This is a genomic window from Geodermatophilus obscurus (assembly GCF_900143215.1).
Taxonomy (GTDB): Bacteria; Actinomycetota; Actinomycetes; order Mycobacteriales; family Geodermatophilaceae; genus Geodermatophilus; species Geodermatophilus obscurus_A.
The window spans coordinates 32,409-46,276 of sequence record NZ_FRDM01000008.1; the positions used below are offsets into that span (position 1 = coordinate 32,409).

General features: G+C 76.1%; 14 protein-coding genes. 4 read left to right on the forward strand and 10 right to left on the reverse strand.

The window, feature by feature from the left end:
* Window positions 1-123: 123 nt before the first annotated feature.
* The gene (locus tag BUB17_RS09970; RefSeq protein ID WP_072917374.1) at window positions 124-867 is read right to left on the reverse strand and encodes a DUF5995 family protein; all 744 of its coding nucleotides are present in this window, start codon (window positions 865-867) and stop codon (window positions 124-126) included.
* A 65-nt stretch (window positions 868-932) separates the two neighbouring features.
* Window positions 933-2,879, reverse strand: coding sequence for a PucR family transcriptional regulator (locus BUB17_RS09975; RefSeq protein ID WP_244277107.1), 1,947 nt, complete (start codon window positions 2,877-2,879; stop codon window positions 933-935).
* Window positions 2,880-3,155: 276 nt separating this feature from the next.
* Here BUB17_RS09975 and BUB17_RS09980 point away from each other — a divergent pair, with 276 nt between their 5' ends.
* Window positions 3,156-4,166, forward strand: a complete 1,011-nt coding sequence (locus tag BUB17_RS09980; RefSeq protein WP_072917379.1) for an oxamate carbamoyltransferase subunit AllH family protein — start codon at window positions 3,156-3,158, stop codon at window positions 4,164-4,166.
* A 261-nt stretch (window positions 4,167-4,427) separates the two neighbouring features.
* Here the strand turns inward: BUB17_RS09980 and hisG are convergent, their stop codons facing one another.
* The 8 genes from hisG to BUB17_RS10020 form a co-directional block, all read right to left on the reverse strand.
* The gene (hisG, locus tag BUB17_RS09985) at window positions 4,428-5,294 is read right to left on the reverse strand and encodes an ATP phosphoribosyltransferase (RefSeq protein ID WP_072917381.1); all 867 of its coding nucleotides are present in this window, start codon (window positions 5,292-5,294) and stop codon (window positions 4,428-4,430) included.
* 142 nt (window positions 5,295-5,436) lie between these two features.
* A complete protein-coding gene (locus BUB17_RS09990) occupies window positions 5,437-5,700 on the reverse strand; it encodes a phosphoribosyl-ATP diphosphatase (RefSeq protein WP_072917385.1) in 264 nt (87 codons plus the stop codon).
* Window positions 5,697-6,221, reverse strand: coding sequence for a 6,7-dimethyl-8-ribityllumazine synthase (gene ribH / locus BUB17_RS09995; RefSeq protein ID WP_072917388.1), 525 nt, complete (start codon window positions 6,219-6,221; stop codon window positions 5,697-5,699). Before ribH ends, BUB17_RS09990 begins: the two co-directional genes overlap by 4 nt.
* Before the next feature lie 73 nt (window positions 6,222-6,294).
* Window positions 6,295-7,620 carry a bifunctional 3,4-dihydroxy-2-butanone-4-phosphate synthase/GTP cyclohydrolase II gene (locus tag BUB17_RS10000; RefSeq protein ID WP_072917390.1) on the reverse strand — a complete coding sequence of 442 codons (1,326 nt, stop codon included), beginning with the start codon at window positions 7,618-7,620 and terminating at the stop codon, window positions 6,295-6,297.
* Window positions 7,617-8,270, reverse strand: a complete 654-nt coding sequence (locus BUB17_RS10005; RefSeq protein WP_072917393.1) for a riboflavin synthase — start codon at window positions 8,268-8,270, stop codon at window positions 7,617-7,619. The genes BUB17_RS10000 and BUB17_RS10005 overlap by 4 nt, the downstream gene beginning before the upstream one ends.
* Before the next feature lie 2 nt (window positions 8,271-8,272).
* Window positions 8,273-9,349 (reverse strand): bifunctional diaminohydroxyphosphoribosylaminopyrimidine deaminase/5-amino-6-(5-phosphoribosylamino)uracil reductase RibD, encoded by a 1,077-nt coding sequence (gene ribD / locus BUB17_RS10010; protein ID WP_208983358.1) that lies wholly within the window; start codon window positions 9,347-9,349, stop codon window positions 8,273-8,275.
* Window positions 9,346-10,020: a ribulose-phosphate 3-epimerase gene (gene rpe, locus BUB17_RS10015; protein WP_072917395.1), complete on the reverse strand. Its 675-nt coding sequence runs from the start codon at window positions 10,018-10,020 to the stop codon at window positions 9,346-9,348. Before rpe ends, ribD begins: the two co-directional genes overlap by 4 nt.
* Before the next feature lie 25 nt (window positions 10,021-10,045).
* On the reverse strand, window positions 10,046-10,759 hold the full coding sequence (locus BUB17_RS10020; protein ID WP_208983359.1) for a DUF1775 domain-containing protein: 714 nt from the start codon (window positions 10,757-10,759) through the stop codon (window positions 10,046-10,048).
* 264 nt (window positions 10,760-11,023) lie between these two features.
* Between BUB17_RS10020 and BUB17_RS10025 the strand changes: the two genes are divergently transcribed.
* The 3 genes from BUB17_RS10025 to BUB17_RS10035 are packed head-to-tail and all read left to right on the forward strand — an operon-like array spanning window position 11,024 to window position 13,859.
* Window positions 11,024-12,295, forward strand: coding sequence for a sensor histidine kinase (locus BUB17_RS10025; protein WP_072917400.1), 1,272 nt, complete (start codon window positions 11,024-11,026; stop codon window positions 12,293-12,295).
* Window positions 12,292-12,939 carry a response regulator gene (locus BUB17_RS10030; protein WP_072917402.1) on the forward strand — a complete coding sequence of 216 codons (648 nt, stop codon included), beginning with the start codon at window positions 12,292-12,294 and terminating at the stop codon, window positions 12,937-12,939. Before BUB17_RS10025 ends, BUB17_RS10030 begins: the two co-directional genes overlap by 4 nt.
* Window positions 12,936-13,859, forward strand: a complete 924-nt coding sequence (locus tag BUB17_RS10035) for a hypothetical protein (protein ID WP_072917408.1) — start codon at window positions 12,936-12,938, stop codon at window positions 13,857-13,859. Before BUB17_RS10030 ends, BUB17_RS10035 begins: the two co-directional genes overlap by 4 nt.
* Window positions 13,860-13,868 lie beyond the last annotated feature (9 nt).

Here is a 13,868-nt window from a genome sequence, read left to right on the forward strand (position 1 = left end):
GCGCCCGCCTCGCTGCGATGCTCGCTCGCCCGTCGTCTTCGCGGCGCTCATGCAGACCTCCTCGAGTGGCCGCCGGGCGCGGCCGTCGTCCCAGCCTCGCCGATGCCGCTGGGCGTGGCGACCTCAGCCCGGCGGCAGGGTGACGCCGAAGCCGCGGACGGCGAGCCGCACCAGCACCGGCCCGGGCCGCAGCAGGTCGTCGACCCGGACCGCGGCGACGGTCTCCAGCTCGGCCAGCCGCCGGCCGTGGACGTCCGGTCCGCGGCGGCGGGCCGCGTCGAGCTGGCGGGCGTTGGCCCACACCTTCCGCCGGGACTCGCGCAGGAAGACCTGGCTGGCGGTCCGGTTCACCGGCGCCAGCAGCCGGTCCAGGCGGGTCCGCCGTCCCCCGGCGCGGTGCAGCTCGGCGTCCTCGGCGGCGACCCGGGAGGCCAGCACCCGGTCGATCCGCTCGTGGTCGCGCCGGCGGAGGTCCGACGTCGCGGGGTCGTCGAAGTCGGCCGGCGGGATGACCCGCACCAGCGACTGCGGCAGGTCGAGGTTGATGTGCGCGTTCATGCCGAGCAGCACGTGCGCCTCCGGCGGGAGGTCCGGCCGGGCGCCGAAGGCCAGCCGCCACGGCCGGGGCGGGGACGCCGGGTCCCGCCGGTGTGCGGTCAGCGCGTCGAGGTACAGCCCCGCGAAGTCGACGTCCCACTCCTCGACCCAGGCCGGGTCCTCGAAGGCGCCCGCGTCGATCGCCGCCCCGACCGCGACGGTCGTGCGCAGGTAGACGCCGAGGAAGAAGCGGCCGGGGTCGCGGTCGGCCTCCAGCGACGCGAGCAGCTCCTCCATCTGCGCGGCCAGCGCACCGACGGCCTCGGTCATGCTGCGGCCCCGTTGCAGGGGCCCGCCGCGAGCATGCGAGCGGTGGGGGGCAACGGGGTCCTTCTTCAGATGAGCGCGTCGAGGCCGTCGTCCGGGGCCAGCGTCATCGCGGCGTCCACCGGTGGGCGGTGCGGCTGGTCCAGACCGCGCATCCGGGCCGCGTGCAGGGCCAGCAGCAGGTTCAGCCGCAGCGTCGGGTCGGTGGTGAAGGGCCCGAGCAGCCGCTCGAGCTTGCCGATCCGGTATCGCATCGTGTTGTAGTGGAAGTGCAGCCGCCGGGCGGACTCCGCGACGTTGAGGTTGGTCTCCAGCAGCACCCGCAGCGTCTCGCGCAGGTCGGCGGAATCCGGGTCGCCGGCGTCGGCGAGGGTGCCCAGCACCTCGTCGACGTAGTTGCGCAGCTCGGTGCTGTCCGGGATCAGCGACAGCAGCCGGAAGACGCCGAGCTGGTCGAAGTGGGTGACCGCCTGCGGCCCGCGGATCTCCTGGCCGACGCCCAGGGCCCGCGAGGCCTGCTGGTGCGCCTCGCCCAGCGCCGACAGCGAGCCGGCCGGGCGGCCGATGCCGGTGCCGAGCACCCGCCCGACGCGGCGCACCCGGGCGTTGACCCGGCCGGTCACCGCGGTCACCAGCGAGGTGATCTCCTCCGGCGTCCGCCCGTCGAGGGGCAGCACGGTGACGATCTCGGTCGACAGGCCGGCCACCGCCGCGCCGGAGACCTCGGTCTCCAGGGCGGCCCGCCAGCCGTCGGCCAGCCGGTCGAGGACGTCGAGGGCACGAGTCGGGTCGGCCTGCGGGTCGGCGGCGGTCTCGGTGGCGGTCACCAGGACGACGACCGGGCCGTCGAGCCGCCAGCCGAAGGAGCGGGTCTGCGCCAGCGCCCGCTCGGTGTGCCGCAGCGCCCCGGCGACCAGCCGGCGCACCAGGTCGCCCTGGAAGCGCAGCTCGACGGAGTGCACCGCCTGCTGGCGGATGACCGACAGCGCCGAGACGACCGCCGCCCGCTCCAGCACCGCTCCGGCGCCCACCAGCATCGGCCCGCTCCGGTGGACCGCCACCAGCCAGCCGTGCCGCTGGTCGCCGGCCATGATCGGGGCGACCGCGTACTCCCCCACCCCGCCGGGCAGCTCGTGGTGCCCGGGGACGAGCAGGATGCCGTCGGCCGGTGAGAGGTCGGCGTCGGCGAGCACGTCGGCCGGGGTGACGACGATCTGGTCGGCGCGCAGGCCGGAGAGCCGGCGGGACGGCGCCATCATCGCCATCTCGTCCTCGGCCTCGGCGTCCAGCAGCCACAGCCAGTCGCTGATCTCCGCGACGTCCTCGGCCGGGCCGGCGCTGGTGGCGATCTCCCGGTCCGGGCCCAGGCCCAGGACGGCGGCACCCTCCAGGGAGTGCGCGAGCTGCTCGGTGACCTCGGCCAGCCCGCCGCCGCTGAGCGCGACGTCGATGAACTGGTCGTGCATGCGGTTGGACAGCGTCAGCGCCTCGCTCTGCTTGCCGATCACGGCGCCGAGCACCTCGGAGACGACGTCGCCCATCCGCACCGTGGCCGGCAGGGCGAGCACCGGCAGCGCGCGGCGGTCGGCTTCGGTGAGCACGTCGGCCGGCACCGGCGGAGGCCCCTCGGTCCGGCGGTAGGCCAGCGCCGCGGTGCCCATGGAGTCCAGCCGCTCGACCAGGGCACGGCAGTTGGCGGCGTCGGCCGGTGGCAGCCGCGCGCCGAGGACGACGAGGACGTCGGGGCCTGCGACGGCCAGCGGGTCGGCGGGGTCGTCGACCACCATGTAGCGGACGACGCGGTCCAGGCCGCCGCCCCCGGCGACGACATCGGTGCCCGCCAGGCCGGGCAGCCGCAGCGCCTCGGCCAGGGTCAGACCCATGCGCTCCTGCCAGTTGGGCCGCTCGCCGCGGCTCTCGGTCACCGACGCCTCCGCTGTCGACAGGTGACGCCAGGACGAGACCAAGCCCTCACCCAGCGTGGGGACGACGAGGGAGGCTTCACCCTGGGTCACGACACCTACCTTTTCAGTTGCTGATGCACACGGTCACACCCGGGCACCCTGTCAGGAGTGCCTGGACGCACTACCCCATTCTTGGCGACTTCCGCCATACTTGGGCGTGCGACGCGCCGCTTAGGTTCGAGACCCGGTTCCACCTCGCCCGGTGGATGGTAGGCCGGTTCCCCTCCCAGGGTGCCGCCCAGCCCCTCCAGCGGTTGGGGGCAGGGCCTGGGCGGGGGGTCTCGAGCCGACGGCGCCTCCCGTGGTCTCCAGCGTGAAGAGGTCGCCATGCGCACCATCGACCAGACCGCAGGCCCGGGCGGGAGCCGCCCTGGGGCTCAGCCGCCCCCGCGCGGCCACGCCGCGCGGGCCGGACTACCCACCATCCCCCTGCCGCGCGAGTCCGCCCAGGCGACCGCGCGCACCGCTCCCCCCGCCCGTGCCGCGACCGCCGTACCCGCGTCCGCGAGCACCGGTGTCGCCGACCTCCTGCGCGGTCCGGTCCGCCCGGCGCGCGTGCTGTTCAGCGTCCCCGCTGCCGTCTACCTCCAGGTGCCCACCGAGCGCGGCGGCGATGTCGTCGGCGTCCTCACCAACGACGCCGCACGTCTCCCGCTGGCCTGCGTGCTCTTCCGCCCGAGCAACGGCCGCCCGCTGGTGGCGCTGCCGCCCGACGCGCCGGCCGAGGTCGGCGGCGGGCGCATCGTCGTCGGCGACCTCGCCGTCAGCGCCGCCGCCTGGTGGGACCCGCGCCCCCGACTGCCGCGCCCCCGCCCGGCCCTGCTGCCCGAGGGCGTGCGCCAGCTGCGCAACGCCCTCTACGGCGAGGGGGTGCCGCACAGCGCCTTCACCCTGCCGGGTCTGCCGGCCGGTCCCGGAGGTCCGCTGGCCGCCCTGCGCGGCGCCGTCCGCCGGGCCGACCTCGACGCCGCGCTGCGCACGGCCACCCGGCTGATCGGCCTGGGCCCGGGGCTCACCCCGGCCGGGGACGACGTCATGGCCGGGACGATGGCGGGCCTGGTGCTGCTGGGGCACCCCGCCGCCGAGCGGTTCTCCGCCGCGGTCTCCGCGCTGGCCGCCGGCCGGACGACCGAGCTGTCGCGGGCGCTGCTGCGGCACGCCGCCGCCGGGCGGGTCAGCGCCGAGTACGCCGCGGTGCTGCACGGGCTGGTCGGCGAGCGGCCGCTGGCCCCGGCGGTCGACGGGCTGCTGGCCACCGGCGCCACCAGCGGCCGGGCCATGGCGCTGGGGCTGTGCACCGCGATCGACCTCGTCGACCGGACCATGCGCCCCCGCTGACGAAGCACCCGTCCCGAGCCACCGGACGCGGGACCACCCGGTGGAACGCGTACGAGAGCCCCCGTCCGGCCGGACGGGGGCTCTCGTGCGTTCCAGGGCTCCCGGCCCGGTGACCAGCGGGAAGTGGTCGTCCGGCACGCCGACAGCGGCCACCACCCGCCGATGCTCACCGGCGGGACCGAGCCGCGGTGCCGGTCCCTGGGGCTCAGCGACCGTCGGGGACGGTCCCCGGCCGCGGTGCGGTCCGGTGGGACCGCACCGTCACAGCCGGCAGGCGTGGATGCTGGTGACCAGGATGGCGCGGGCGCCGAGCTCCCAGAGCTCGTCCATCACCCGGTTGGTGTCGGTCTGGGCGACCATCGCGCGCACCGCCGACCAGCCCTCGGTCTGCAGCGGGCTGACCGTCGGCCCCTCGAGACCCGGGGTCAACGCGGTCGCCTTCTCCAGCAGGTCGTTGGGGCAGTCGTAGTCGAGCATCACGTACTGCCGCGCGACCAGGACCCCGCGCAGCCGGCGGCGCAACTGCGCCACCGCGGGGATCTCCTCGGCCCCGGCCCGCCGAACCAGGATGGCCTCGCTGGTGAGCACCGGCTCACCGATGGTGTGCAGCCCGGCTGCGCGCAGCGTCGTCCCGGTCTCGACCACGTCGCAGACGGCGTCGGCGACGCCGAGCCGGCAGGCGGTCTCGACCGCGCCGTCGAGCTTGACCACCGCCGCCGGGATGCGCTGCTCGTCGAGGTACCGCTGCAGCAGCACCGGGTACGCCGTGGCGATCCGCTTGCCCGCCAGCTGGGCGACGGTCTCGATGTCGGACTCCGCCGGAGTGGCGAAGCGGAACGAGGAGCGGCCGAAGCCCAGTGGCATGACCTCCACCGCGGCGGCGCCCTCACCGACGGCCGGCGCCGTCTCCAGCAGCATGTCCCGGCCGGTGATGCCGACGTCGAGGGTGCCGGCGGCGACGTAGACGGCGATGTCACGAGGCCGCAGGTAGAAGAACTCGGTGTCGCTGTCGGGGTCGTAGACGGCGAGGTCCTTGGTGCTGCGGCGCTGCCGGTAGCCGCTCTCGGTGAGCATGGCCGCCGCGGGCTCGCTCAGGACGCCCTTGTTGGGCACGGCGATGCGCAGCACGGACGAACTCCTTCGGTCGGGGGTGGACGGAACGGCCCTCCTGCGAGGTCCCGCTGCTGGCTCCGTCCGGAGGCTCACCCAGCGCGTGCGAGGGGTGAGGGGGACGGGGTCCTGTCACGGTGGGGGGCAGGAGGGTCCTTCTTCAGAGGTGGGCATAGACGTCGTCCAGGGTCAGCCCGCGGGCTAGCAGGAGGACCTGGACCCGGTAGAGGAGCTGGCTGACCTCCTCGGCGGTGCGCTCGGCGCCCTCGTGCTCGGCCGCCATCCAGGACTCGGCGGCTTCCTCGACGACCTTCTTGCCCGCGGCGTGCACGCCGTCGCGGACGGCCGTGACCGTTCCCGACGCCGGGTCGCCGGCGGCGACCTTGGCCGCGAGCTCGGCGAACAGCTGGTCGAAGGTCTTCACGCGCGGCTCCCGTCGGCCGGTCGGATCGAGAAGCCGGTGGACCCGGCGGGCCCGCGCAGGCTGCGCAGGGTGAGCGCGGTGGCCAGGGCGGCCACCGCCGCCTCCCAGCCCTTGTCCTCGACCGAGCCGGGCAGGCCCGCGCGGTCGCGCGCCTGCTCCTCGGTGTCGCAGGTGAGGACGCCGTTGCCGACGGGCGTGCCGGCGTCGAGCGCCACCCGCGTGAGCCCGGCGGTGACCGCGTCGCAGACGTATTCGAAGTGCGGCGTCCCACCCCGGATGACCACGCCGAGCGCGACGACGGCGTCGTGCCGCTCGGTGAGCGCCTGGGCGACCACCGGCAGCTCGACGGCGCCCGGGACCCGGACGACGGTCGGTGACGGGATCCCGCTGGCGACCGCCGCGGCGACCGCGCGATCCAGCAGCGCGCCGGTGATCTCGGCGTGCCAGGTGGTGGCGACGATGCCGATCGCCAGCCCGGTGGCGTCGACCGCCGGCGCCTCCGGTGCGCCTCTCCCGCTCACGAGACCTCCTCGCCGGCGCTCGTCGGCCGCGTTCGCGGGACCTTCGCTGTGCCCATCGGTGAACCCGCGATGCTCACAGCTGCTGCTCCGTCTGGCGCAGCGGGACGTCGGTGCCCGGCACGGTCGCGGCGTCGGCCGGGCCGGACTCGGTCTCCGGCTCGATGATGTCCAGCAGGTGCCCCATCCGGTCGCGCTTGGTGCGCAGGTAGGCGAGGTTCTCCGCGGTGACGTGGCTGGGCAACGGCACCCGGCCGGTCACCTTGAGCCCGTAGCCCTCCAGGCCCGCCCGCTTGGCCGGGTTGTTGGTGAGCAACCGCATCGTGTGCACACCGAGGTCGACGAGGATCTGCGCGCCGGTGCCGTAGTCGCGGGCGTCGGCGGGCAGCCCCAGGTCGAGGTTGGCGTCGACGGTGTCGATGCCGCTGTCCTGCAGCTGGTAGGCCTGCAGCTTGTGCAGCAGGCCGATGCCCCGGCCCTCGTGCCCGCGGATGTAGAGCACGATCCCGCGGCCCTCCTGCGCCACCGCGGCCAGCGCGGCCTGCAGCTGGGGGCCGCAGTCGCAGCGCAGCGAGCCGAACACGTCGCCGGTGAGGCACTCGGAGTGCACCCGGACCAGCACGTCCTCGCCGGGGCCCGCCCCGTCCTCGGAGTTGATGTCGCCGTAGACGAACGCGACGTGCTCGCGCTCGTCGTAGGAGCTGCGGTAGCCGACGGCGGTGAAGGTGCCCGGGGCCAGCGGCACGGTCGCCTCGGCCACCCGCTCGACGAGCTTGTCGAAGCGCTTGCGGTAGGCGATGAGGTCGGCGATGGAGATCAGGCACAGGTCGTGCTCGTCGGCGAAGACCCGCAGCTCGTCACCGCGGGCCATGCCGACCGGGTCCTTCTCGCTGACCAGTTCGCACAACGTGCCCGAGGGGCGCAGGCCGGCGAGCACCGCGAGGTCGACCGCGGCCTCGGTGTGGCCGGGCCGGCGCAGCACGCCGCCGTCGCGGGCGCGCAGCGGCACGATGTGCCCGGGGCGGGCCAGGTCGGTGGAGTCGGTCTCCGGCGAGGCCAGCAGCCGGATGGTGTGCGCCCGGTCGGCGGCCGAGATGCCGGTGGTCACGCCCTCGCGGGCGTCGACGGTGACGGTGTAGGCCGTGCCGCGGCGGTCCTGGTTGACGCGGAACATCGGCGGCAGGTCCAGCCGGTCGGCGTCGGCCTCGGAGACGGCCACGCAGATGTAACCCGAGGTGTAGCGGACCATGAACGCGACGAGCTCGGGGGTGGCCAGCTCGGAGGCGAAGATCAGGTCGCCCTCGTTCTCGCGGTCCTCGTCGTCCATGACGACGACCGGACGGCCGCTCTTGACCGCGGCAATGGCGTCCTCGACGGTGTCGAGCCGGATGATCTCGCTCACGTGCGTGCTCCCAACAGGCGTTCCACGTACTTGGCGATCACGTCGACCTCGAGGTTGACCGGGCTCCCGGGAGGAACGGCACCCAGCGTGGTCTCGCGCAGGGTGGTGGGGATGAGGCTGACCTCGAGCCACGGCCCGGGGTCGGCGGCGGCGCTGACCGCGCTGACGGTCAGCGAGACGCCGTCCACGGTGATCGAGCCCTTCTCGACGACGTAGCGCGCCAGCTCGGGCGGCAGCCCGACCCGCACCACCTCCCAGTGCTCGCCGGGGGTGCGGGTGAGGACGGTGCCCACGCCGTCGACGTGGCCCTGGACCAGGTGCCCGCCGAGCCGGGTGTGCGGAGTGACGGCGCGCTCCAGGTTGACCGGGTCGCCGGCGCACAGGGCGCCCAGGCTGCTCCGCCGGAGGGTCTCGGCCATCACGTCGGTGGTCCACTCCGCGGCTGTGCTGTCGCCCCCCGGACCCGCCCCGGCGAACCCGGTGACGGTGAGGCAGACGCCGTTGACGGCGATCGAGTCGCCCAGCGCCACGCCCTCCAGCGCCGTGCGCGCCCGGATGCGCAGCCGGGCGGCTGTCGCCTCCCCGCCCGCCTCCGTCAGCTCCTCGCGGGCCAGCAGGGTGCCGATCTCCTCGACGATCCCGGTGAACACGATCAACTCCCTCCGGTCACGCCGTGGGAGTCCGCGACGCGCCGCTCCCCAGTGTGCCGGTTGGGCCGCAGCCTGATCTCCACGTCCCCGCCCAGGCGGGTGAGGCCGGTGACCGTGAGGGTCAGCGCGTCGCCGATCCCGCTGATTCCCAGGTCGCCGACGAGGAGGGCGCCGGCGCCGAGCAGCTTGGGCGCCAGGTGCACGACCGCCTCGTCCACCAGGCCGTCGCGCAGGAAGGCCGCGGCCAGCGTCGGGCCGCCCTCGAGCAGCAGCCGGCGCACGTCGCGGGCGAAGAGCTCGCCGAGCAGTTCCCGCGGTGAGGCGGCGGTGCTGACCAGCGTGGGGGCGGCGCCGTCGAGCACCCGGGCCGTCCTGGGCAGCCGGCCGCGGCGGTCGAGGACCACGCGCAGCGGCTGCCGCGCGGCGTTCCGTCCGTCGGCGTCGCGGACGGTCAGCCGCGGGTCGTCGGCCAGCGCGGTCCCGGAGCCGACGACGACCGCGTCACAGGTGGCCCGCAACCGGTGGACGGCGGCGCGGGCCTCCGAGCCGGTGACCCAGCGGCTGCTGCCGTCGGCGGCGGCGACCCGCCCGTCGAGGGTGCCGGCGACCTTCCAGACCACGAACGGGCGCCCCTCGCGCACGCCGGTCAGCCACGCCCCCAGCGCGCCCTCCTCGGCGGCCTGCTGCTCCACGCCGAGTTCGACCCCGACGCCGGCGGCGCGCAGCCGGGCGGCGCCGCCCCCGGCCGGCCGGGTCGGCTCGGGGACGGCGACCACCACGCGGGCGACGCCGGCGGCGAGCAGCGCGTCGGCGCAGGGCCCGGTGCGGCCGGTGTGCGCGCACGGCTCGAGGGTGACGACGACGGTGCCGCCGCGTGCCCGCTCGCCGGCCTGCTGCAGCGCCCGGACCTCCGCGTGCGGGCCGCCGGGCGGCGCCGTCGCGCCCTCCCCCACCGGCGTTCCGTCGGCGGCGAGCACGACCGCGCCCACCGCGGGGTTGGGGCTGGTGGTACCGAGAACGCTCGCGCCGAGCTCGCGTGCCCGGGCCATGGCGGAGAGCTCGGCCGCGGAGACGGTCACCCCTGCCACGCCGCAGCGGCTCGCGCGCGCAGACCCGCGATCGCCCGCGCCGGGTCGTCGGCGCCGTAGACCGCCGACCCCGCGACGAACACGTCGGCGCCGGCCGCAGCGGCCTGCTCGATGGTGTCGGCGTTGATGCCGCCGTCGACCTCGACCAGCAGCATGAGGTGCCCGGTGTCGACCAGCTCGCGCGCGCGGCGCACCTTGGGCAGCGTCTCGGCGATGAACCGCTGGCCGCCGAAGCCGGGCTCGACCGTCATGACCAGCAGGGTGTCGAACTCCGGGAGCACGTCGAGGTACTCCTCCAGAGCGGTGCCGGGCTTGAGCGCCAGGCCCGCCAGCGACCCGGCGGCGCGCAGGTCGCGGGCGACGGCACGCGGATCGCCGGTGCAGGCCTCGGCGTGCACCGTGACGTTGCGCGCGCCGGCCTCCGCGTAGCCCGGTGCCCACCGCGCGGGGTCCTCGATCATCAGGTGGCAGTCCAGCGGCACGGGACTGACCGCCTGCACCGCCTGCATCACCGGCAGCCCGAAGGTCAGGTTCGGCACGAAGTGCGCGTCCATGACGTCGAAGTGCAGCCAGTCGGCGTCGGCGACCCGCTGTGACTCCTCGGCCAGCCGGGCGAAGTCCGCCGACAGGAGGCTGGGCGCGATCAGCGGGCTGCGGGGCACGTCCGCCGAGTCTAGGCGGGCGTGATCACCGTTCCGCGCGGGAGCGGCGGTACCAGAGACCGCCGGCCAGCGCGGCGAGCCCGGCAGCGGCCGCGACCGCGACGAGCCGGCCGCTGCCGGCCCCCTCCTCGGCCGCGGCGGCCGGGTCGGGCGCCGTCGCGGTGGGCTCCGCCGGCTCGGCACCTCCCGTCGGGGCGGGCTCCGCCGTCGGGGCGGGGGTGACCGGTGCCGGCGTCCAGGGGACGGCGGTCCCCGGGGCGACGGCGAGGACGGGCGCCGGGAGCTCCGGCTCCGGCCCACCGGGCACCTCCTGCTCGATCCAGGCGTCCTCGGTGCCGTCGGCGTAGACCTGCACCGTCGGGAAGGTCAGCTCGGTCACCCCGGCGGGCAGGCGCGCCACGGTCACCGCGTACTCGGCGTCCTCCCCGGAGGGCAGCGCGGGCCCGCCGACCTCGAAGCCCTGGGCCGTGGGGGTCAGCGTCCAGCCGGCCGGGCCGGAGGCCAGCGAGACGTCGGCCGGGGCGATGCCCGCGGGCAGCCGGGTGCGCATCGCGGTGATGCCCGCGTCGGCCTCGGCGGCGGCGGAGAACTCCAGGGTCACCGGACCGCCGCCGGCCACGGCCCCGGGCGCGTCCACGTGGACGTGGGCGGTCGCCGTCCCGGTGCCGGCAGCGAACAGGACGGCCCCCATCAGGAGAAAGGCGGGAGTCCGGCGCGCGGCCGGGGAGCGACTGGTCACGGTGCAGTGGTCGTCGTCCGGACGCGCCTGGTTCCCGTCCCCGCACGGTGGCCGGGGCATCGCCGTCCGTGCCACTCCCCCGGGTGTGCGCAACCATTTCGCCTGCTCGGCACCGCACCGCGCTCCGAGACCCCCGATACGGAACTGGTCCTCTCTATGGTGCTCACCGTGGGCCGGCTGAGACCGCGGACGGCAGGACACCGAGCGCGACGTGACGCCTCGGTCGCCGCTCCCGTTGCCTGGTTCACCTGTGCCGGCCTCGCGGTGACCCTCGCCCTGGCCCTGCTCACCGGGGTGCTCGCCCGCCGGGCCGGTCTGGACCAGGGCACCCGGTCGTTCGAGAACCTCGCCCGCGTCACCGCCGCCACGCTCACCCCGGCCCTGGACGGCGACCCGGGCCTGCCTCCCGACCCGACCACGGACCTGCGCACGCACGTCGACGCGCTGGTGACGGCCAGCCCGGTGGTCGCGGTCCGGGTGCGCTCCAGCAGCGGGCAGGTGCTCTGGGCCGACGACCGCAGCGTCGTCGGCCGGATGGCCGCGCTGCCGGACGACGCACGCCGCGCCCTGCAGTCCGGCTCGGTGGCCTCGCTCGTGGCCGAGCCCGGGGACCCGGGCGTGGTCGCCGGTGGCAGCAGCGGCCAGGTGCTGGTGGCCTGGGTCGGGGTGAAGGACGTGCACGGCACCCCGCTGCTGGTCGAGTTCCACGAGAGCTACACCGAGGTGACCGACCTCGCGCAGCGCACCTGGCTGCGGTTCGCGCCGGCCGCGCTGGGCGCACTGGCGCTGCTGCAGGTGCTCCAGGTGCCGCTGGCCTGGCGGCTGGCGTCGAAGCTGCGCCGGTCCCGGCAGTCGGAGGACGCGCTGCTCCAGGCCACCGTGGACGCCTCGGACGCCGAGCGGCGCCGGATCGCCGCTGAGGTGCACGACCACACCGTCCAGGACCTCACCGCCCTGGCCTTCGAGATCGACGCCGCGCAGATGCGCGGCGCACCCCGCAACGCCGAGGACGCCGAGCTGCTGGAGCGGACCGCGCAGGGGGTGCGGCAATCGGTCGAGGACCTGCGTTCCCTGCTCGTCGCGCTGATCCCGGCCCGGGGCGGCTTCCGCGGCGGGCTGCTCCCGGCGCTGCAGCTGCTCGCCCAGGAGCTCACCCGCTCCGGCATCCGGGTGACCGTGCGCGCCGACGACGCCCGGGACCTGCCCGGGCCGACGGCCGCACTGCTCTACCGCTGCGCCCAGGAGGCGCTGCGCAACGTCGTCACGCACAGCCGCGCGACCTCGGTCGAGGTCGCCGTCACGCAGGACCAGGGGGTCGCCACGATGCGGATCGAGGACGACGGGCAGGGGGTCGACGAGGGGCGGCTGGCCGAGCGGGCCGCGGCCGGGCACGTCGGGTTGCGGGCGCTCGGGGAGCTGCTGGTGGACGCCGGCGGCTCGCTCACGCTGTCCAGCGCCCCGGGCGAGGGCACGCAGCTGGTCGCGACCGTGCCGTTGGCCACCGCCGCCGCCGTGACCGCCGGAGCGGCACGGTGATCCGGGTGCTGGTGGTCGACGACCACGCCGTCGTCCGGCGGGGCATCTCCAGCCTGCTGGCCGCCGCCGACGGGCTGGAGTGCGTCGGGGCGGTCGGGGACGGCGACGCCGCCCTGGAGCTGGTCGAGCAGCTGGACCCCGACGTGCTGCTGCTGGACCTGTCGATGCCCGGCCAGGACGGCGTGACGGTGATCCGTGTGCTGCGGGAGCGCGGCCACCGGACCCCGGTGCTGGTGCTCACCTCCTTCGGCGAGCCCGACCTCGTGCTGCCCGCCCTGGTCGCCGGCGCCGACGGCTACCTGCTCAAGTACCAGGACGGCGAGTCCATCCTCGACGCGGTGCGGTGCATCGCCGCGGGCGGAGCGCCGGTCGACCCGATGGTGACCGCCGCCGTGCTCGCCGACCTGCGCGACCGCAGTCAGGGCGACCTGCTCACCGACCGTGAGAAGGAGGTGCTGGAGCTGGTCCGTCAGGGCCTGCCCAACAAGGTGATCGCCCGGCGGCTGCGGATCAGCGAGGCCACCGTGAAGACCCACGTCACCCGCATCCTGCAGCGCACCGGCGCCACCGACCGCACCCAGGCGGCGCTGTGGGCCGAGCGCCGCCTGCGCCCGAACGAGCCTCCCCACCGGACGACGGGATGACCGACACCGGCCGGCACCGGCCCGGGCGCGGTGGACCCCCTCCCGACCCGCAGCGGCGCCGGGTCCTGCTGCACTACGCCGCGACCGGGAGGCCGGCCCCGCGGCGGTGGTCGGAGCGGCTGGCCCTGTTCGCCGGGGCCATCGCCGTGCTGGCCGCGATCGGCACGGCCACGCTCACCGGGGCCTGGGCCGGGTTCGCCCTGCTGGGCGCTCCGGGCGAGCCCGCCCGGCCCGCCCTCGAGGAGGGCGAGGACGGCGCGACCCAGCCGGACGACCCGGCACCGGACGCGGGCGCCGCGCCGCCTCCACCACCGGAGGATCAACCTTCCGCGGTGCCCCCGGAGCGCACCCCGGAGGAGCGGGCGCAGCGGCGGGCGGAGTCGCTCCCCGAGCCGTTCTCGGCGGCGCCGTCCGCGGCCGGGCCGTCCTCCGCCCAGCCGGCGCCTCCCGCTGCGCCGGACGCCGCACCGACGACCACGCCGCCGCCCCGCCGGCCGGCGCCCACTCCCGCGACCCCAGCCGCGCCGGCGCCCGTCGCGGCGGAGCCGGTGACGCCGACCGGTCCCACGGAGAGCCCCGCGCCGGCGGAACCGGCACCGGTCCCCGCACCGGCGACACCCCAAGCTCCCGCTGCGACCGCCTCCCCCACGCCCTCGTCGCAGCCGGACGAGGACGACGAGGACGACGGCGACGACCGCTGGAGCAGGAGCAGCAGCAACGGCGATGGCGATGGCGGCGACCACGACGAGTCCGACGGGGCGCAGGACCTCGACACCGCCGCGCCCTCGACCACGGCGACCCCCACCCCGACGGCCGAGAGAAAGACGAAGGCCGAGGGACAGACGACGGCCGAGGGAAAGACGACGGCCGAGGGAAAGACGACGGCGACGGCGTCGCCGTCGAGCGGTACCGACGACTGAGCGCGCCGG